Raw genomic sequence first — 16,922 nt, forward strand, 5'->3', positions numbered from 1 at the left:
GCTATTGTGAACCGTCCCGTGGGCCCCGGCAGGGTGGCCGCGCTATGCTGAAAGTCAGCGAGGCGTTTCGTTTCCCTCGATCCCAGGAGACCGTCCATGTTGGAACTCATTCCCCACCCGGCGGACCACGTCGTGGCGATGAAGGCCGGAGGTACCGTGACCGCGCAGGAGCTGCAGCGCGCCATCGACGCCCTCGAGGCCGCCAAGCAGGCGCATCAACGGGTCAGCATGGTGGCCGAGCTCGACGACCTGCGCTGGATGACGCTGACCGCCTTGATCAGGGACATCGGCTATGGCCTGACCCAGCTCGGCGACCTCGAACACTACTACCGTGTCGCAGTGATCACCGACAAGGAGTGGATCAAGCACATCGCCCACCTGGAGGAGCGGCTGTTCAGGACCCTGGAGATCCGCACCTTCCCCCGGCGCGAACGCGACGCCGCCATGGCCTGGGTCGGCGAATTGCCCAGCGGCGCCAGCGACGAGCCGGAGGAGGATGGCTACCACGGGGCGTGAGCCCGGGAGGGTGTCGTGGATGAAGATCTGGCCGAGATGACGCGCGAGGAGTTGCTGAGCGAGGTCAAGAAGTTGCGGCAGGCGATCCGCGAGCACCGGGACTGCAGCGGGCACGACCTCTGCTGGCATCAACCGGCGCTCTGGTGCCTGCTGCCCGAGAGAACGGATCCCTTGCCGGTGGTGCCGGAATGGCCGGAGTTCATGCGGGGCTGCATCAGGTATCGCCAGTCCCTGGACGAGCAGGCGCCCCAGGCTCCACGCTCGGATGAGCCCTATGAGGAGTGATCGATAGCCCAGGAGGTCACCATGCTCGGCGCCATTGCCGGCGATATCATCGGCTCGGTGCATGAGGGGCGGGGAACCAAGCGCCGGGACTTTCCCCTGTTCACGCCGCACAGCACCTTCACCGACGACAGCGTGCTCTGCGTGGCGGTGGCGGAGGTGCTGCTCTCGGGCGGCGACTTCGTCGATGCCTTCCACGACTACTTCCACCGCTACCCGGATGCCGGCTTCGGCGGTGGCTTCATGCGCTGGGCGGCGAGCCGTGACCGGCGACCCTACCACAGCTGGGGCAACGGCTCGGCCATGCGGGTGCCGCCAGTGGGCTTCGCCGCCCAGACGCTGGACGAGACCCTGTGGCTGGCGCGGCGCAGCGCCGAGGTCACCCACGACCACCCCGAGGGCATCCGCGGCGCCCAGGCCGTGGCGGCGGTGATCTTCCTGGCGCGCCAGGGCGCCGACAAGGCGAGCCTGCGCGAGGAGGTGGAGGCGCGCTTCGGCTACGACCTCTCCCGGCGCCTGGACGAGATCCGCCCGGGGTACCGCTTCGACGTCTCCTGCCAGGGCTCGGTGCCGCCGGCGATCATCGCCTTCCTGGAGGCGGAGAGCGTCGAGGCGGCGATCCGCAACGCCGTCTCGCTGGGTGGCGACGCGGATACCCAGGCGTGCATGGCGGGGGCCATGGCCGAGGCCTTCCATGGCGGGCTGCCCGAGGACCTTCGACACGAGACCCTGACGCGGCTGACGCCGGAGCTATGCGCGGTGGTGGAGGCCTTCCAGGCCCGTTTTCCAGCGGCCTGAGGTGGGTTCTGTCGCCGGCTTCGCCCGTGCGGGAGCGAGGGTCAGGAGGCGGATGGGACGGTGGCGTGGGCCAGGCGGCGCACCTCCACGTGGGAGAACCAGTCGATGTCGCTGGCGCGGGCCTCGAGGCGGCGGATGACCTCGGCGCTGTCGAAGGGGGACTTCTCTTCCAGGCAGACCACCACGATCACCTCGCCCTCCAGGTAGTGCAGCTCCAGGTCGCGGATCTCCTGCCAGACGTCCAGGGTCGCCCAGCGTCGGGCCAGGGCGTCCTCCACGTCGGGACGCAGCGGCAGCCCGGGGAAACGGCTGGGATCCCCCTCGCCGGCGTCGTCCTCGGGGTCGATGTGGAAGGTGAGGTCGGTCAGGGCCGGGTAGGCGCGGCGCAGGCGCCGGCTCACCTCGTTGCCGATCTCGTGGCCCTCGGAGACGCTGATGCGCGGCGAGACCACCACGTGCAGGTCGAGCATGGTGTGGCCGGCGGATTGACGGGTGCGCAGGTCGTGGATGCCCTCCACCCCGGGCACGCTCATCGCCACCTCGCGCATGCCCTCCTGGGTCGCCACGGGCAGGGCCGTGTCCACCAGCTCGCGGCCCGACTCCCACAGCAGGTCCCAGCCCACCTTGCCGACCAGCAGGCCGACCACCACCGCGGCCAGGGTATCGATCCAGGCGGCCCCGAACTGGCTGCCCACCAGCGCCACCATCACCACCCCGGTGGAGAGCACGTCGCTGCGGTGGTGCCAGGCATTGGCCTCGAGCATCTTGGAGCCGATGCGCCGGGCCACGCGACGGGTGAGATGGAAGAGCCACTCCTTGGTCAGCAGGGCGAAGGCGGTCAGCAGGATGGCCCAGTAGCCCGGCGGCGGGATCTCGGCGGCGGAGAGCAGGCGCTCCAGGCTGGACCAGGCGATGGCGCCGGCCACGAAGATCAGCACGCTGCCCAGGAAGAGGGTGGCCAGGGTCTCGATGCGGCCGTGGCCGTAGTGGTGGTCGTGATCGGGCCCCTGGTGGCCGTAGTGCGAGGCGGCCAGCACGAAGCCGTCGGTGACCAGGTCGGAGAAAGAGTGCAGCCCGTCGGCCACCAGGGCGGCGGAGCCCACGATCCAGCCGACGATGATCTTGACGATGCCCAGCAGGGTGTTCACCCCGAGCGACAGGAAGGTGACGCGGCGGGTGGCCTGATGCTTGTCGGGGTTCGTTTGCATAGCGGATCCTGGAACGCTACCTCGGGTTGACACCGTGGGCAGGGTCTTAGCCTGCTAAATGGTACCGAAGGGGTACGGATTTCGGCAAGCATGGATCGTCCGGTCCCACCGTCATCGATTCGTCACCTCCTGGGGGCAGGATGGCGCCGGGGCGGGCGTGGCCCGGGAGCCCATCGTGGGCGTCATGGGTTGAATCGCCTCTCCGGGCCCCCATCTCCCGTCCTGAACCCTGCGACGAGAGCGGAATCCCCATGGCACAGACTGCATTGATCACCGGCGCCAATCGCGGCGTCGGCCTGGCGCTGGCCCGCCACTACCACGATGCCGGTTGGCGTGTCATCGGCGTCTGCCGCAGCGGCGGCGAGGCGGCCGCCGAGTTGCGCGAGGTTGCCGAGCGGGTGATCGAGGGCATCGATGTCACCCGGCCCGAGGACGTGGCCCGCCTGGCCGGCGAACTCGCCGGGCAGCGCCTCGACCTGTTGATCAACAACGCCGGCCTGCTGCGCGACGAGGTGCTCGGCGAGATCGACTTCGACTCCATCCGCAGCCAGATGGAGATCAACGCCTATGCGCCGCTGCGCGTCACCGAGGCGCTGCTCGACCACCTGGTCGAGGGCGGCAAGGTGGCCAATATCACCAGCCGCATGGGCTCCATCGCCGACAACGACTCCGGCGGCCGCTACGGCTATCGCGCCTCCAAGGCCGCACTCAACGCCTTCGGCAAGTCTCTGGCGGTGGACCTGGCGCCGCGCGGCATCGCCGTGGCCCAGCTGCACCCGGGCTTCGTCAAGACACGCATGGTCAACTTCGGCGGGATGATCACCCCGGAAGAGGCCGCGGCCGGCATCGCCGAGCGCATCGCGGCCTTGACCCTCGAGACCAGCGGCGGCTTCTGGCACAGCAACGGCGAGCCGCTGCCCTGGTAGGCGCCTGCGGACGTCGCTTGGTATTCCCGGGGTCCGGTGCTACCTTCCCGGGGAACCTGGCCACTGTGGCAACGCGTGGCATGGCCGGGGCCATCCGTAGCGACCAGCGAGGCAGCGCATGGCGGAGCCGATTCCGCCGCACCTGGTGGTGCTCACCGGGGCGGGCATCAGCGCCGAGAGCGGCATCCAGACCTTCCGCGCCGACGACGGCCTGTGGGCGGACCATCCCATCGAGGAGGTGGCCACCCCCGAGGCCTGGCGGCGCGACCCCGGCCGGGTGCTGGCCTTCTACAACGCCCGCCGCGACCAGGTGCGCCGTGCCCGGCCCAACGCCGCCCACCAGGCCCTGGCGGCCCTGGAGAAGGCGGGCCTCCGGGTCAGCATCGTCACCCAGAACATCGACGACCTCCATGAGCGGGCCGGCTCGCGCCGGGTGCTGCACCTGCACGGCGAGATCCTCAAGGCGCGCTCCACGGTGGACCGGCGCATGCACTACCCACTGCCGCGTGGCGGCATCGAACTCGGCGATGTGTGCGACAAGGGCAGCCAACTGCGCCCCGACGTGGTGTGGTTCGGCGAGGCGGTGCCGCACTTCGGCGAGGCCTGCGATCTGGTCGCCGAGGCCGACCTGCTGCTGGTGGTGGGCACCTCGCTGGCGGTGATGCCGGCGGCCTCGTTGCTGCATCACGCCCCCCTGGATGCCCCCTGCGTACTGGTCGACCCCGAGGCCGAGGCGCTGGCGCCGCCCGGCGTCACCCGGCTCGCCCGGCCGGCCGGCGAGGGGGTGCCCGCCCTGGTGCGCCACTGGAAGCGCGAGGGACGGCTGTGGATGCCGGAGGCCCTGCTGGCGTAGCGGTCGCGCCGAGCGAAGCGCGCATGAGCGGTGGTAGAATGCCACCCCCTCGATCCGGGAGCCGCCCATGCAGGATGACCCTAGCCGCGAAGCCCCTGTCGCGGAAAGCCGTGACCCCGTCTCCCATCGCCCGCGTCCGCCGCGCCGCGAGTTCAAGGCGCGGGGCAGCTTCGTCGAACGCTGCTCCGGGTGCCACCTGCCGGCGCTCAACTGCCTCTGTCCCTATCGCGTGGAAGCCGCGAGCCGGGCCCGGGTGTGGCTGCTCACCCATCCCCTGGAGCACCACAAGCCCACCAATACCGGGCGGCTGATTCGTGACGTGCTGCCCGGCACCCGGGTCTTCACCTGGTATCGCATCGCTCCCGACGCGACCCTGCTGGCGTTGCTCGACGACCCGGCCTATGCCCCCTTCGTGATCTTCCCCGACGACCAGCCCGACTATGCCCACCGGGTGGTGGGCATGGAGGCGGTTGCCGAGGTGCAGCGGGATGCCAGAATCCCGGTCTTCATCCTGCTCGACGGCACCTGGCGCCAGGCGCGGCGCATCTTCCGCAAGAGCCCCTACCTGGACGCCCTGCCGGTGTTGCCGCTGCGCAGCGAGCGACTGACCCGCTATCGGCTGCGCAAGCCGGCCTCCCGGGCGCATCTGTGCACCGCCGAGGTGGCCGCCGAGCTGCTGCGTCAGGGGGGCGACGGGGAGGCCGCCGGGGTGCTGGACGACTACTTCGATGCCTTCAACGACAGCTATGCCGCCAGCCGGCGCTTCGAGCGGATCGAGGCGCCGACGGCGGCGATGCGGCGGCTGCTGGCGCGCAAGGAGAGGCGCTAGGCGGCGCCGCCGAACAGCGCCCCGGCGATGCGGAAGCCGGCGATCCAGGTGCCGGCGGCCGAGCCCAGGGTGGCCATCAGGAACACCAGCAGGGTGCGCGACACCCGGTTGCGCCACCAGCCCTTCAACTCGGTGACGTCGTGGCGCAGGGTCGAGAAGTCGCGCACCTTGGGCTTGCGCAGGTAGAGCTCCACCCCGGCGGCGACGAAACCGGCGCCGATGGTGGGGTTGAGCGAGGTGAGCGGGGCGGCGAGCGCCGTGGCCAGCACGGTGAGCGGGTGGGCCAGGGCCACCAGGGTGGCCAGCCCCGAGAGGACGCCGTTGATCAGGAACCACTCGCCCACCAACTGCCAGCCCAGGTCGGTGTTGCGCGAGAAGCCGATGACGAAGCCGGTCAGCACCAGGGCGGTGATCAGCCAGGGCAGCGCCTTCCACAGCCGCGACGGCGGCGGCGTGGCCTCGAGCCGCTCGCGCTCCGGGGTGGGGGCCTCCGGCAGCGGCGCCTCCAGGTGCTCGACCATGCCCTTCATGTGGCCGGCGCCGATCACCACCAGCACGTTGGCATAGCGCCCCGGCGGGGCCTCCTCGGCCAGGCGCAGCACCATGTAGCGGTCGCGCTCGCTGATCAGCGGCGCGTAGAGGGACTCCGACTGGGCGGCGAACTCGCTGAAGGTGGACTCCAGGACGTCGCCCTCCTTGAGCCGCTCGATCTCCTCGGCGGAGACGTCCTGGCGCGACAGCACGCTGCCCAGCAGTCCCGAGAACAGCGACAGGCGCTGCCACCAGGGCACGTTGTGGTAGATGCGCTTGAGGGTCACCCCCACGTCGCGGTCGATCAGCAGCAGCGGCAGCTCGGCCCGCTTCGACTCCTCCAGGGCGGCGCGCATCTCGGCGCCGGGCTCGATGCCCGACTGCTCGGCCACGCGCTGCTGAAAGGCGCCCAGCGCCAGGCTGGCGGCCACCATGCCGGCCTTGCCCTGGCGGAAGATCGCGAACAGGTCCTGGTCGTGCAGGGCGTCCGGGTTGGCGAGGCTCTGGTGGCGGGAGTCGCACAGCTCGATGGCCACGGCGTCGAACTCGCCGGAGCGGACCAGGCGGCGCACGTCCGCGGCGCTCTCGGCGGAGACATGCGCCGTGCCCAGCAGGGTGTAGCGGGTCTCGCCCAGTTGCAGCACGCGGCACGGGCCGCTGGCGGCGTCATCCGGGCGGGTGGGGGTCGGGGCCTGGGACTCGGTCATGAAGGCTCGATTCGAAGGGGTGAGAGGTCGATTATCCACGAACGGCCCCGGGCGGCCAAACCCCGAGCAGTGCTGTTGAAGAAGACTTGCCAAGTCGGGCGAGAGGCCTGCCGCCGGATCAGGCTCGAGCGGGTTTGCCTGCCAGCGTCTCAGCCCCGCCAGAAGGCCGGGGTGAAGAGTACCAGCACGGTGAAGATCTCCAGGCGGCCGAGCAGCATGGCCATCACCAGGATCCACTTGGCCAGGGCCGGCATGTCGCCGTAGTGGGCCGAGGCCTCGCCCAGGGCCGGGCCCAGGTTGTTGAGCGCCGAGCCCACCGTGGACCAGGCGGTGACCTGGTCGACCCCGGTGGCCATCACCCCCACCAGCATCAGGAAGAACAGCATCACGTAGACCGAGAAGAAGCCCCACACCGCCTGGGCGATGCCGTCGGGCACGCTGACCCGGCCGATCTTCACGGTGATCACCGCGCTGGGGTGGATCAGGCGCATCACCTCGCGCATGCCCTGCTTGAGGATCAGGATGATGCGGATCACCTTCATGCCGCCGCCGGTGGAGCCGGAGCAGCCGCCCACGAAGGCGGCCATGAACAGCAGGAAGGGCAGGGCGCCGGGCCACAGCGAGAAGTCGGCCACCGCGAAGCCGGCGGTGGTGGCCACCGAGACCACCTCGAACAGCGCATGGCGCAGGCCGAGCTCGGTCTCGTAGGTGCCGGTGAGCCACAGGGAGATGGCGGTGATCGTGATCAGGCCGGCCAGGAACAGCAGCAGGAAGCGTGCCTCGGGATCCTGGAAGTAGTGGGTCAGGCGGCGCTCGCGCCAGGCGGTGAAGTGCAGGCTGAAGCTCATCGCCGAGACGATCAGGAAGAACACGCAGATCAGCTCGATGATGGCGCTGTCGAAGTGGCCGATGCTGGCGTCATGGGTGGAGAAGCCGCCGATGGCCACGGTGGAGAAGCTGTGGCCCAGGGCGTCGAACCAGTCCATGCCCGCCGCCCAGTAGGCGGCGAAGCAGGTCAGCGTCAGGGTGGCGTAGATGTACCACAGCGCCTTGGCGGTCTCGGTGATGCGTGGGGTGAGCTTGGAGTCCTTCAACGGCCCCGGGATCTCGGTGCGGTAGAGGGCCATGCCGCCGACGCCCAGGGTCGGCAGGATGGCCACCGCCAGCACCACGATCCCCATGCCGCCCAGCCACTGCAGCTGCTGGCGGTAGTAGAGGATCGACTCCGGCAGGTGGTCGATGCCGGTGATCACCGTGGCACCGGTGGTGGTCAGCCCCGAGAAGGACTCGAAGACGGCGTCGGTGGGCGAGAGCGCCGCGTCGCCGGTGAGCATCAGCGGCAGCGAGCCGAACAGTCCCAGCACGCTCCAGAAGAGGGCGGCGATCAGGAAGCCGTCGCGGGTACGCAGTTCCTTGCGCGAGCCGCGGTTGGGCAGGTACATCAGCGCGCCGGTGGCCACGGTGATGCCGATGGCGATGATGAAGGCCTGCCACAGGCCGTCGCCGAACAGCAGCGAGATCAGGATCGGCGGCATCATGGTCAGGCTGAACAGCATCAGCAGCAGGCCCAGGATGCGCAGGATCATGCGCAGGCTCATCGGACGGCTCTCCTTGCGTCGCGGGCCATCAGAAGAAGGTCAGCCCCACCTGGAACAGCCGCTCCACGTCGCGGATGCGGCGCTTGTCGATGACGAACAGGATGACGTGGTCGCCGGACTCCACCACCACGTCGTCGTGGGCGATCAGCACCTCCTTGCCGCGCACGATGGCGCCGATGGTGCTGCCCCGCGGCAGGTCGATCTCGCCGATGGCGCGTCCCACCACCTTCGACGACTGGGTGTCGCCGTGGGCGATCGCCTCGATGGCCTCGGCGGCGCCGCGGCGCAGCGAGTGGACGTTGACGATGTCGCCGCGCCGCACATGGGTCAGCAGGCTGCCGATGGTGGCCTGCTGTGGCGAGATGGCGATGTCGATCTCGCCGCCCTGCACCAGGTCCACGTAGGCGGCGTTGTTGATCAGCGTCAGCACCTTCTTGGCGCCCATGCGCTTGGCCAGCATCGACGACATGATGTTGACCTCGTCGTCGTTGGTCAGCGCGCAGAAGATGTCGCACTCCTCGATGTTCTCCTCCTCCAGCAGCCGCTTGCTGGTGGCGCTGCCATGCAGCACCACGGTGCGGTCGAGGCGTTCGGAGAGGATGGTGCAGCGCTCCAGGCTGTGCTCGATGATCTTCACCTGGTGGCTGTGCTCGAGGTGTTCGGCGAGGCGCTCGCCGATGTTGCCGCCGCCGGCGATCATCACCCGGCGGAAGTCGCGGTCGAGGCGCCGCAGTTCGCTCATCACCGCGCGGATGTCGCGCCGGGCGGCGATGAAGAATACCTCGTCGTCGGCCTCGATCACGGTGTCGCCGCGCGGGATGATCGGCCGGTTGCGGCGGTAGATGGCGGCGACCCGGGTGTCCACGCTGGGCATGTGGCGGCGCAGGAAGGCCAGGTCCTGGCCGACCAGGGGGCCGCCGTAGATCGCCTTGACCGCGACGAGCTGCACCAGGCCGCCGGCGAACTCGAGCACCTGCAGGGCGCCGGGGTGCTCGATCAGCCGGCGGATATGGTCGGTGACCACCTGTTCGGGGCTGATCAGCACGTCGATGGGCACCGCCTCGTGGGCGAACAGCCCCTTGCGGGTCAGGTAGGCGGTGGCGCGCACCCGGGCGATCTTGGTGGGGGTGCGGAACAGGGTATGGGCGACCTGGCAGGCGATCATGTTGACCTCGTCGGCGCTGGTCACCGCGATCAGCATGTCGGCGTCCTCGCAGCCCGCCTGGCGCAGCACCATGGGGTAGGAGCCGGGCCCTGTCACGGTGCGGATGTCGAGCCGGGTATGCAGCTCGCGCAGCTTGTCGCCGTTGGTGTCGACGACGGTGATGTCGTTCTCCTCGCGGGCCAGGTGTTCGGCCAGGGTGCCGCCGACCTGGCCGGCGCCGAGAATGATGATCTTCATCGCGTAGAGGGTTCCGCTGGGTCGGGAGCGGCGCAGCCTGGTGCGCCGCAGCACGTGACGGCCAGCCTAAACCAGCCGTGGCGAGAATGACAGGCCACCGGGGTCAGTCGAGGGTGAAGCCCACCTTGATGGTGACCTGCCAGTGGGCGACGCGGCCGTGCTCGACATGGCCCCGGGTGTCGATCACCTCGAACCAGCGCATGCCGTGCAGGCTCTCGGCGGCCTTGGCGATGGCGTTCTCGATGGCCGGCTGGATGCCCTGCTCGGAGGAGCCGGTCAGCTCGATGTGCTTGTAGATGTGATGGCTCATGCAGCCTCCCTGGTTGCCTGGCGGATGGCGGCCCTCAGTCGGACCGCTTCCTCAGTCTGGCATAGAAGAAGCCGTCGTGGCTGTCGATCTCCGGCAGCAGCTGGCGGCCGGCCCCGGCCGGACGCCCCCAGGCCACGTCGCCGGGCGTGGTCGACTCGGCGTCGGGGGTGCGGGCCAGGAAGGCCGCCACCTGCTCGTGGTTCTCCTCGGGCAGCACCGAGCAGGTGGCGTAGAGCAGGGTGCCGCCGGGGGCGAGCAGCGGCCAGAGGTTGTCGAGCAGGCCGGCCTGGAGAGCGGCCAGCGCCGGGATGTCCGCGGGGCGGCGCAGCCGCTTGATGTCGGGGTGGCGGCGGATCACACCGCTGCCCGAGCAGGGGGCGTCGAGCAGGATGGCGTCGAAGGGGGTGCCGTCCCACCAGTCGCGTCCGGTGGCGTCGCCGTGGCCCAGGCTCGCCTCCAGGCCCAGGCGCTCGAGGGTGTCCTCGACCCGGGCCAGGCGCTCGGCGTCGCTGTCCAGGGCGTGCAAGTCGATGTCGAAGATCTCCAGCAGGTGGGCGGTCTTGCCGCCCGGGGCGCAGCAGGCGTCCAGCACCCGGGCCCCCGGGCGTGGCGCCAGCACCGGGCCCAGCAGCACGCTGGCGAGCTGGGCGGCCTCGTCCTGGACGCTGACGTGGCCGGCGGCGAAGCCCGGCAGGTCGTGGACGTCGCAGGGCGCCTCCAGGGTGATGCCGTCCGGGGCGTGCAGGCACAGCCGGCCCTCCAGGCCGGCGGCGTCCAAACGGTCGAGGTAGGCCTCGCGGTCGCCATGGCGGCGATTGACCCGCAGGGTCATGGGACCGGGGCGGTTATTGGCCTCGGCGATGGTGCGCCAGTCGTCGGGCCAGGCCTGGCGCAGCTCCTTGAGCAGCCACTTGGGGTGCAGCAGGGCCACCGCCGGGTCGCGGTCCGCCTCGGCCTGCAGGGCGGCGGACTCGCGCTGCAGGCGGCGCAGGCAGCCGTTGAGCACCCGGGTGGCCCACTCCTTGCCCAGCAGGCGCGCGGCGCCGGCGGTCTCGCCCACGGCGGCATGGGCGGGCACGCGCAGGTAGAGCAGCTGGTAGATGCCCAGCAGCAGCAGCGCCTGGACGTCGGCATCGCGGACCTTGAACGGCTTGACCAGCAGCTTGGCGGCCAGTGCCTCCAGCCGCGGCAGGGTGCGGCAGGTGCCGTAGCAGAGCGCCTTGAACAGGGCGCGGTCGCGAGCCACCACCTGGTGGTCGTCGAGCCCGGCCAGCGAGCCCTTGCCGGTGATCACCGGGACCAGGGCGCGGGCGGCGGCGGCGCGCACCGCCAGGCCACCATCGTTTTCCAGGCCGCGCGGACTCTTGTGCTGGCGGTTGTCAGGGGTCTCCTGGCTCATGCCGGGGCCTCCTCATCGTGGCGGCCCAGGCGCAGGCCGGGGGGGAAGCGGTCGGCGCGGGCGCGCAGCAGCTCGCTTACCGGCAGCGCCTTGCCACCGGGGAGCTGGGCGCGAGTCACGCGCAGTACCTGGTCGCCCGCGGGGCCGACGGCGATGCGCAGCGCCTCGCCGTCGTCGGCCAGTAGGGTGCCCGGGGCCTGCGGGGCTTCCGCCGATGCCGGGGGGGTGGCCTCGGCCAGCAACAGGCGCAGGCGGTCGTCGCCCAGGGCGCACCAGGTCACCGGCCAGGGGTTGAAGGCGCGGACCCGGGCCGCCAGGGCGTCGGCGGGCTCGCGGAAGTCGAGCTCGGCCTCGGCCTTGGAGAGCTTGGCGGCATAGGTGACGCCGGCCTCGGGTTGCGGGCTGGCGTCGAGGCCCTCGCCGGCCAGGGCGTCCAGCGCCTCGACGAGGGCCTCCCCGCCCAGCTCCGCCAGGGTGTCGTGAAGCTCGCCGCCGGTGGTGGTGGCGGTGATCGGCGTGCGTCGGACCAGCAGCATGTCGCCGGTGTCGAGCCCCTCGTCCATCTGCATGATGGTCACGCCGCTCTCGGGGTCGCCGGCCTCGATGGCGCGCTGGATGGGGGCGGCGCCACGCCAGCGCGGCAGCAGCGAGGCGTGGACGTTGAGGCAGCCGAGCCGGGGCGTCTCCAGCACCGCCGCGGGCAGGATCAGGCCGTAGGCCACCACCACCATGACATCGGCGCCGAGGCTCGCCAGCTCGGCCTGAACCTCCGCGGACTTGAGCGTCGCCGGCTGATGGACCGCCAGGCCGTGCTCGAGGGCCAGCGCCTTGACCGGACTTGGCGTCAGCCGGCGGCCGCGGCCAGCCGGCCGGTCGGGCTGGGTGTAGACGGCGCGCACGCGATGGCGGCTGGCCAGCAGCGCCTTGAGGCTCCCGGCGGCGAAGTCGGGGGTGCCGGCGAAGATGACGTCGAGGGGTCGTGACATGGTTCGGGGCCTGGCCGGTGAGTGGATCTGCCCCATCATAACGGAGCCGGGCCCGAACGACGAAGGCCGACGCGGATCGCATCGGCCTTCACGGGGCGGTGCGCTAACCCGGGTTCAGGCGCCCTGCATCTGCTTGTGGCGCTTCTGCATCTTCTTCAGCACCCGGTCGCGCTTGAGCGGCGACAGGTAGTCGACGAACAGCACCCCCTCCAAGTGGTCGTGCTCGTGCTGGATGCAGTGGGCCAGCAGGCCCTCGGCCTCCAGCTCGTAGGACTCGCCGTCGCGATTCAGGGCCTTGAGGTGGACCCGCAGGGCGCGCGGCACCTCGGCATAGTAGTCGGGGATCGACAGGCAGCCCTCCTGCATGGGCTCGCGTTCGTCGCCCAGCGGGGTGACCTCGGGGTTGATCAGCACCAGGGGGCTCGCGCGCTCGTCGCTGACGTCCATGACGATCACCCGCCGGTGCACGTCCACCTGGGTGGCGGCCAGCCCGATGCCCTGGGCGTCGTACATGGTCTCGAGCATGTCGTCGACCAGCCGGCGCACCTCGTCGTCGACCGTCTCGACGGGCGCCGCCTTGGTGCGCAGGCGCTCGTCGGGATATTCGAGAATCGGTAATTTGGCCATGGCGTTGGATTCACCGTTATGCTGTCATTTACACAATGACACTATTCTAGGGAGACGCGCCGGGGGAAGAAACCACCGACCGCGCATCATCTGGATAGTGTCAGACTATACCATGCCGGCCGCGTTCCGTGGACCGGCAGAGGCCAAACGCGGGGGACAGCAGGGATGAAGCAGACGACAGACGGCAAGGCCTGGCGCCGCTGGCTGGGCGGGACGGCCATGGCGCTGGGTGCGACCCTGGCCCTGGCCGGCGATGCCCTGGCCCAGGGGCTCACCTGGGATGACGGCTTGCGCGGCGATGCGCCGGAGCGCTACACCGTGGTACGCGGCGACACCCTGTGGGACATCTCGGGGCGCTTCCTGCGCCATCCCTGGCAGTGGCCCGAGGTGTGGCAGGTCAACCCGCAGATCGACAATCCTCACCTGATCTACCCGGGTGACGTCATCTACCTCTACGACTGCGGCGGGCGGCCCTGCCTGGGACTCGAGCGCGGTCAGGGACAGGTGCGGCTCTCGCCCGAGATGCGCACCATCCCCCATCGCGAGGCGATCGAGCCGATCCCCCTGGAGGCGATCCGTCACTTCCTGCGCGATTACCGCATCGTCGACGACCCCGAGGCCCTCGACGAGCTGGCCTATGTGGTGGGCGGCGACGACCGCCGGCTGCTCAGCGGCGAGGGCGACCGACTCTACGCCCGCGGCGAGGTGCCGGGCGGCGGCCGCGTCGGCTTCTATCGTGTGGGTGAGCGCTTCCACGCCCCGGTCAGTGGCGAGCTGCTGGGCCTGGAACTCGAAGGCGTCGGCCAGGCGCGCCGTGAGCGCCAGGAGGATGACATCGTGGTGCTGGAGGTGACCCGCTCGAGACAGGAGGTGCGCAACGACGACATCGTGCTGCCCCTGGAGAGCCGTGAGCTGGTCACCGAGTTCATCCCCCGTGCCCCCGACCGCGAGGTGGAGGGCACCATCCTGTCGGTGCCCGGGGGCGTGCAGTTCATCGGTCGCCTGGAGGTGGTGGCCCTCGACCGCGGGCGCCGCGACGGCCTGGAGCCCGGGCATGTGCTGCGCGTGGAGCAGCAGGGCGAGCTGGTCAGCGACCCGCGTACCGACGAGGTCCTGCGCCTGCCCGGCGAGGAGGCCGGCCTGGTGCTGGTCTTCAAGCCCTACGAGAAGATGAGCTATGCCCTGGTGATGCGGGCGAACCGTACCCTCTCGGTGGGCGACCGCGTGCACAGCCCGCAGCGCGCACTGAGCGCCGCCCTGCGCTGAGGCACCCGGCATGTCGGCAGGGAGGCTGGGAACCCGGGAGTGGCTGGCCCTGGCGTGGCTGCCGGGGATGGGGGCCGGACAGCTGGCGCGACTGGCGGCCCGGGCACCGGCCTGGCCCGACGGCTGGCTGGCGTTGCTGCCGCGGGAGGCCGCCACGGCGCTGCGCCTGTGGCTCGACCACCCCGCGCGCAGCTCGCTGACTCCGGTCGTCGAGGCCCAATTGGCCTGGCAGGTCGAGGGCGACGGCCGCCACCTGCTGCATGCCGATCACCCGGCCTGGCCGGCCCTGCTCGCCCAGATCGCCGACCCGCCCCCGCTGCTGTGGGCCTGGGGCGACCTCGCCGCCCTGGAGCCGCCGCGGTTGGCCATGGTAGGGGCGCGGCGCGCCACCCGCGAGGGGCTGGCCAACGCCGCCGCCTTCGCCCGGGAGCTGGCCGGCCGAGACTGGTGCGTGGTCAGCGGCATGGCCCTGGGCATCGACGCCGCGGCCCAGTGGGCCGCCCTGGAGGCCGGCGGGACCAGCGTGGCGGTGCTCGGCTGCGGGGCCGACGTCGTCTATCCGCCGCGCCACCACCGCCTGCACGCCCGCCTGCGCGAGCCGGGCGGGCTGCTGCTCGCCGAGCATCCGCCGGGCACCCCGGCGCGCGCTGGCTTCTTCCCCCGCCGCAACCGCATCGTCACCGGCCTGTCGCTGGGCGTGCTGGTGGTCGAGGCCGCCGAGCAGAGCGGCTCGCTGGTCAGCGCCCGGCTGGCCGCCGAACAGGGGCGCGAGGTCTTCGCCCTGCCCGGCTCGCTGCACAACCCCCAGGCCCGGGGCTGCCTGCGGCTGATCCGCGACGGCGCCGTGCTGGTGCGCGGGGTGGACGACATCCTCGCCGAGCTCACCCAGTGGCAGGCGGCGCTGGTGCCGGTGGTCCCGGACGCGGCGCCACCGGCGACGGACGACCCCCTGCTGCGCTGGCTGAGCGGGGCTCCCACGCCGGTGGACAGCCTGGTGGGCCTGACCGGCCTGGGGATCGCCGAGTGCCAGCGCCGCCTGCTGGGCCTGGAGCTGGAGGGCAGCGTCGCCCAGGTCGCCGGTGGCTGGGTGCGCCTGTCGGGGCCGTGATAGACTCCCAGCCCATCCGGAACGATCCAGGACTGCCCATCGCCCATGACCCAGGCCCATGCACTCCAGGCCGCCGTGGCCGCCCTGCGCGCCGGCGGCGTGATCGCCTATCCTACCGAGGCCGTCTGGGGCCTCGGCTGCGACCCCGACGACGACGCGGCGCTGACCCGCCTGTTGCGGATCAAGGCCCGCGACCCCGCTAAGGGGGTGATCCTGGTGGCGGGGCGCATCGAGCAGTTCGCCCCCTGGCTCGAGGGGCTGCCCGTGGAGCTGCATGCACCGTTGGCGGCCAGCTGGCCGGGCCCCCACACCTGGCTGGTGCCCGACAACGGCCGCGCCCGCGCCCTGGTGCGCGGCTGCCATGAGCGGGTCGCGCTGCGGGTCAGTGCCCATCCGCTGGTGGTCGCCCTGTGCGATGCCTTCGGCGGGCCGATCGTCTCCACCTCCGCCAACCGGGCCGGCGAGCCGCCGGCCATGAGCGCCGAGCAGGTGCGTGCCGCCTTCGGCGACGCCCTCGATGCCGTCGTCGAGGGCGAACTCGGCGGCCTCGAGCGCCCCAGCGTCATCCGCGACCTGGTCACCGGCCGGGTGCTGCGTTCCTGATTCCCGTTATCCACACCGATCGCTGCGCGAGGAGTTCGCCTTGGCCCACCCCCGACTCGACGACGTCAAGACCTACCTGCTCGACCTCCAGGAGCGCCTGTGCGACGCCCTGGCCGCCGAGGACGGCGGCCCCGGCTTCCGCGATGACGCCTGGCAGCGTCCCGAGGGCGGCGGCGGGCGTTCCCGGGTGCTCGAGGGCGGGCGCGTCTTCGAGAAGGGCGGCGTCAACTTCTCCCACGTCTTCGGCGAGCGGCTGCCGCCCTCGGCCACCGCCGCGCGGCCCGAACTGGCCGGACGCAGCTTCCATGCGGTGGGCGTTTCCTGGGTGCTGCACCCCGAGAACCCCCACGTGCCCACCAGCCACGGCAACGTGCGCTTCCTGATCGCCGAGAAGGCCGGCGAGGCGCCGGTATGGTGGTTCGGCGGCGGCTTCGACCTCACCCCCTACTACCCGGTGCGCGAGGACGTGCTGCACTGGCACCGGGTGGCCCGGGACGCCTGTGCGCCCTTCGGCGACGACGTCTACCCGCGCTTCAAGGCCTGGTGCGACGACTACTTCTACCTCAGGCACCGCGACGAGACCCGCGGCGTGGGCGGGCTGTTCTTCGACGACCTCAACGCCTGGGACTTCGAGCGCTGCTTCGCCTTCCAGCGCGCCGTGGGCGACGCCTTCCTCGACGCCTACCTGCCCATCGTGCGGCGCCGCCGCGACACTCCCTGGGGTGAGCGCGAGCGTGACTTCCAGCTCTACCGCCGGGGCCGCTACGTGGAGTTCAACCTGGTGTGGGACCGCGGCACCCTGTTCGGGCTGCAGAGCGGCGGGCGCACCGAGTCGATCCTGATGTCGATGCCGCCGCTGGCGCGCTGGGAATACGCCTGGACGCCCGAGCCCGGCAGCCCCGAGGAGGCGCTCTACCGCGATTACCTGCGTCCCCGCGACTGGCTCGGCGAGGCCGAGCCGCGCGACTGACCG

General features: G+C 71.2%; 18 protein-coding genes. 10 read left to right on the forward strand and 8 right to left on the reverse strand.

Annotation, left to right across the window (positions count from 1 at the left end; translation table 11 throughout):
- Positions 1–96: 96 nt before the first annotated feature.
- Genes QWY80_RS06590 through QWY80_RS06600 form a run of 3 tightly spaced genes read left to right on the forward strand, consistent with a single transcriptional unit; the run spans position 97 to position 1,596 of the window.
- Complete coding sequence (locus QWY80_RS06590; protein ID WP_290229940.1) at positions 97–516, forward strand: SpoIIAA family protein; 420 nt, start codon at positions 97–99, stop codon at positions 514–516.
- Positions 517–531: 15 nt separating this feature from the next.
- Complete coding sequence (locus QWY80_RS06595; protein WP_290229942.1) at positions 532–801, forward strand: hypothetical protein; 270 nt, start codon at positions 532–534, stop codon at positions 799–801.
- Between the two features lie 21 nt (positions 802–822).
- Positions 823–1,596 (forward strand): ADP-ribosylglycohydrolase family protein, encoded by a 774-nt coding sequence (locus QWY80_RS06600; RefSeq protein ID WP_290229943.1) that lies wholly within the window; start codon positions 823–825, stop codon positions 1,594–1,596.
- A gap of 41 nt (positions 1,597–1,637) precedes the next feature.
- Here the strand turns inward: QWY80_RS06600 and QWY80_RS06605 are convergent, their stop codons facing one another.
- Entirely contained in the window at positions 1,638–2,804 is a 1,167-nt protein-coding gene (locus QWY80_RS06605) for a cation diffusion facilitator family transporter (protein WP_290229944.1), read from the reverse strand.
- 251 nt (positions 2,805–3,055) lie between these two features.
- On the opposite strand from QWY80_RS06605, the gene QWY80_RS06610 reads away from it, so the two are divergent.
- From QWY80_RS06610 to QWY80_RS06620, 3 genes are all read left to right on the forward strand, one after another.
- Positions 3,056–3,730, forward strand: a complete 675-nt coding sequence (locus QWY80_RS06610) for an SDR family oxidoreductase (protein WP_290229945.1) — start codon at positions 3,056–3,058, stop codon at positions 3,728–3,730.
- A 118-nt stretch (positions 3,731–3,848) separates the two neighbouring features.
- Positions 3,849–4,583: an SIR2 family NAD-dependent protein deacylase gene (locus QWY80_RS06615; protein WP_290229946.1), complete on the forward strand. Its 735-nt coding sequence runs from the start codon at positions 3,849–3,851 to the stop codon at positions 4,581–4,583.
- Positions 4,584–4,650: 67 nt separating this feature from the next.
- Positions 4,651–5,412, forward strand: coding sequence for a tRNA-uridine aminocarboxypropyltransferase (locus QWY80_RS06620; RefSeq protein ID WP_290229947.1), 762 nt, complete (start codon positions 4,651–4,653; stop codon positions 5,410–5,412).
- On the opposite strand, the gene QWY80_RS06625 is transcribed toward QWY80_RS06620, so the two are convergent.
- The 7 genes from QWY80_RS06625 to def form a co-directional block, all read right to left on the reverse strand.
- The gene (locus QWY80_RS06625; protein ID WP_290229948.1) at positions 5,409–6,650 is read right to left on the reverse strand and encodes a TraB/GumN family protein; all 1,242 of its coding nucleotides are present in this window, start codon (positions 6,648–6,650) and stop codon (positions 5,409–5,411) included. The two genes, QWY80_RS06620 and QWY80_RS06625, sit on opposite strands and share 4 nt — an antisense overlap.
- Positions 6,651–6,799: 149 nt before the next feature.
- Positions 6,800–8,248, reverse strand: a complete 1,449-nt coding sequence (locus QWY80_RS06630) for a TrkH family potassium uptake protein (RefSeq protein ID WP_290229950.1) — start codon at positions 8,246–8,248, stop codon at positions 6,800–6,802.
- Between the two features lie 28 nt (positions 8,249–8,276).
- Entirely contained in the window at positions 8,277–9,650 is a 1,374-nt protein-coding gene (trkA, locus tag QWY80_RS06635) for a Trk system potassium transporter TrkA (RefSeq protein ID WP_290229951.1), read from the reverse strand.
- A gap of 103 nt (positions 9,651–9,753) precedes the next feature.
- Positions 9,754–9,960, reverse strand: a complete 207-nt coding sequence (locus tag QWY80_RS06640) for a dodecin (RefSeq protein WP_290229952.1) — start codon at positions 9,958–9,960, stop codon at positions 9,754–9,756.
- 34 nt (positions 9,961–9,994) lie between these two features.
- Positions 9,995–11,359, reverse strand: a complete 1,365-nt coding sequence (rsmB, locus tag QWY80_RS06645; RefSeq protein WP_290229953.1) for a 16S rRNA (cytosine(967)-C(5))-methyltransferase RsmB — start codon at positions 11,357–11,359, stop codon at positions 9,995–9,997.
- Positions 11,356–12,345: a methionyl-tRNA formyltransferase gene (fmt, locus tag QWY80_RS06650; protein ID WP_290229954.1), complete on the reverse strand. Its 990-nt coding sequence runs from the start codon at positions 12,343–12,345 to the stop codon at positions 11,356–11,358. The genes rsmB and fmt overlap by 4 nt, the downstream gene beginning before the upstream one ends.
- 114 nt (positions 12,346–12,459) lie before the next feature.
- Positions 12,460–12,972: a peptide deformylase gene (gene def / locus QWY80_RS06655; RefSeq protein ID WP_290229955.1), complete on the reverse strand. Its 513-nt coding sequence runs from the start codon at positions 12,970–12,972 to the stop codon at positions 12,460–12,462.
- A 165-nt stretch (positions 12,973–13,137) separates the two neighbouring features.
- Here def and QWY80_RS06660 point away from each other — a divergent pair, with 165 nt between their 5' ends.
- Genes QWY80_RS06660 through hemF form a run of 4 tightly spaced genes read left to right on the forward strand, consistent with a single transcriptional unit; the run spans position 13,138 to position 16,919 of the window.
- Positions 13,138–14,238 (forward strand): LysM peptidoglycan-binding domain-containing protein, encoded by a 1,101-nt coding sequence (locus QWY80_RS06660; protein WP_290229956.1) that lies wholly within the window; start codon positions 13,138–13,140, stop codon positions 14,236–14,238.
- Between the two features lie 10 nt (positions 14,239–14,248).
- Entirely contained in the window at positions 14,249–15,346 is a 1,098-nt protein-coding gene (dprA, locus tag QWY80_RS06665; protein ID WP_290229957.1) for a DNA-processing protein DprA, read from the forward strand.
- Between the two features lie 45 nt (positions 15,347–15,391).
- Positions 15,392–15,949 carry an L-threonylcarbamoyladenylate synthase type 1 TsaC gene (tsaC, locus tag QWY80_RS06670; RefSeq protein WP_290229958.1) on the forward strand — a complete coding sequence of 186 codons (558 nt, stop codon included), beginning with the start codon at positions 15,392–15,394 and terminating at the stop codon, positions 15,947–15,949.
- Positions 15,950–15,989: 40 nt separating this feature from the next.
- Positions 15,990–16,919, forward strand: coding sequence for an oxygen-dependent coproporphyrinogen oxidase (gene hemF, locus QWY80_RS06675; RefSeq protein ID WP_290229959.1), 930 nt, complete (start codon positions 15,990–15,992; stop codon positions 16,917–16,919).
- The last annotated feature ends 3 nt before the right edge of the window (positions 16,920–16,922 follow it).

Source organism: Halomonas ramblicola, assembly GCF_030409215.1.
In the GTDB taxonomy this organism is placed as follows: Bacteria; Pseudomonadota; Gammaproteobacteria; order Pseudomonadales; family Halomonadaceae; genus Halomonas; species Halomonas ramblicola.

What these genes read in the sequence shown, in the direction of transcription:
- QWY80_RS06620 (WP_290229947.1), top strand. Translation starts at nt 4,651, where the DNA reads ATGCAGGATGACCCTAGCCGCGAAGCCCCTGTCGCGGAAAGCCGTGAC.
- QWY80_RS06605 (WP_290229944.1), bottom strand. Translation starts at nt 2,804, where the DNA reads ATGCAAACGAACCCCGACAAGCATCAGGCCACCCGCCGCGTCACCTTC.
- QWY80_RS06590 (WP_290229940.1), top strand. Translation starts at nt 97, where the DNA reads ATGTTGGAACTCATTCCCCACCCGGCGGACCACGTCGTGGCGATGAAG.
- QWY80_RS06615 (WP_290229946.1), top strand. Translation starts at nt 3,849, where the DNA reads ATGGCGGAGCCGATTCCGCCGCACCTGGTGGTGCTCACCGGGGCGGGC.
- QWY80_RS06640 (WP_290229952.1), bottom strand. Translation starts at nt 9,960, where the DNA reads ATGAGCCATCACATCTACAAGCACATCGAGCTGACCGGCTCCTCCGAG.
- trkA (WP_290229951.1), bottom strand. Translation starts at nt 9,650, where the DNA reads ATGAAGATCATCATTCTCGGCGCCGGCCAGGTCGGCGGCACCCTGGCC.
- QWY80_RS06610 (WP_290229945.1), top strand. Translation starts at nt 3,056, where the DNA reads ATGGCACAGACTGCATTGATCACCGGCGCCAATCGCGGCGTCGGCCTG.
- QWY80_RS06600 (WP_290229943.1), top strand. Translation starts at nt 823, where the DNA reads ATGCTCGGCGCCATTGCCGGCGATATCATCGGCTCGGTGCATGAGGGG.
- def (WP_290229955.1), bottom strand. Translation starts at nt 12,972, where the DNA reads ATGGCCAAATTACCGATTCTCGAATATCCCGACGAGCGCCTGCGCACC.
- QWY80_RS06625 (WP_290229948.1), bottom strand. Translation starts at nt 6,650, where the DNA reads ATGACCGAGTCCCAGGCCCCGACCCCCACCCGCCCGGATGACGCCGCC.
- fmt (WP_290229954.1), bottom strand. Translation starts at nt 12,345, where the DNA reads ATGTCACGACCCCTCGACGTCATCTTCGCCGGCACCCCCGACTTCGCC.
- QWY80_RS06660 (WP_290229956.1), top strand. Translation starts at nt 13,138, where the DNA reads ATGAAGCAGACGACAGACGGCAAGGCCTGGCGCCGCTGGCTGGGCGGG.
- rsmB (WP_290229953.1), bottom strand. Translation starts at nt 11,359, where the DNA reads ATGAGCCAGGAGACCCCTGACAACCGCCAGCACAAGAGTCCGCGCGGC.
- tsaC (WP_290229958.1), top strand. Translation starts at nt 15,392, where the DNA reads ATGACCCAGGCCCATGCACTCCAGGCCGCCGTGGCCGCCCTGCGCGCC.
- QWY80_RS06630 (WP_290229950.1), bottom strand. Translation starts at nt 8,248, where the DNA reads ATGAGCCTGCGCATGATCCTGCGCATCCTGGGCCTGCTGCTGATGCTG.
- dprA (WP_290229957.1), top strand. Translation starts at nt 14,249, where the DNA reads ATGTCGGCAGGGAGGCTGGGAACCCGGGAGTGGCTGGCCCTGGCGTGG.